The organism is Bifidobacterium sp. LH_424 (assembly GCF_056356895.1).
Map to the genome: position 1 here is coordinate 782 of NZ_JBKEVC010000020.1, position 994 is coordinate 1,775.

Annotated in this window: 1 rRNA gene (only partly in view); it reads right to left on the reverse strand. The window is 60.7% G+C overall.

What is annotated here, in order from left to right:
• Nucleotides 1-994 (reverse strand): 23S ribosomal RNA (locus AC1AYP_RS10580) (its annotated part extends 781 nt beyond the left edge of the window); the annotation flags it as partial.

A 994-nucleotide genomic window follows, 5' to 3' on the forward strand; every position in this document is an offset into this window, starting at 1 on the left:
TGCTGCCGCGTCTTCGGTGGCGTGCTTGAGCCCCGCTACATTGTCGGCGCGGAACCACTAGACCAGTGAGCTGTTACGCACTCTTTCAAGGATGGCTGCTTCTGAGCCAACCTCCTGGCTGTCTATGCGACTCCACATCCTTTCCCACTTAGCACGCGCTTGGGGACCTTAGACGACGGTCTGGGCTGTCTCCCTCTCGACGACGGAGCTTATCCCCCGCCGACTCACTGCCGGGATACACTTGACGGGTATTCGGAGTTTGGTTGCTGTCGGTACCCGGTATGGGCCCTCAAGCATCCAGTAGCTCTACCCCCCGCAAGCAATCACCCGACGCTGCACCCAAATGCATTTCGGAGAGAACCAGCTATCACGGAATTTGATTGGCCTTTCACCCCCAGCCCCAGGTCATCCCCCCGGTTTTCAACCCAGGTGGGTGCGGTCCTCCACACGGTCCTACCCGCGCTTCAACCTGCCCAGGGCTAGATCATCCCGCTTCGGGTCCAGGACAAGCGACTCAGACGCCTTATTCAGACTCGCCTTCGCTACGCGTACCCCACACGGGTTACGCTCGCCACCTGCCACTGACTCGCAGACTCATTTTTCGATAGGCACGCCGTCACCCCACCAGGGAGGCTCCGACGGATCGTAGGCGCACGGTTTCAGGTACTCTTTCACTCCCCTCCCGGGGTGCTTTTCACCTTTCCCTCACGGTACTGGTCCACTATCGGTCGGACAGGAATATCTAGGCTTACCCCACGGTCGGGGCGGATTCACACGGGATTCCACGAGGCCCGCGCTACTTGGGAACACGCGATCATGAGACCATGCGCATACGACTACGGGGCCATCACCCTCCACGGCCAGGCATCCAATCCTGTTCGTCTCGCACACGGTTTTCTAACTCACGCCCGGTCCGTCGGAACCGGGACACACGCTCCCGCAACCCCGATGCCGCAACCCCCGACGGGTATCACACGACACCGGTTTGGCCTGA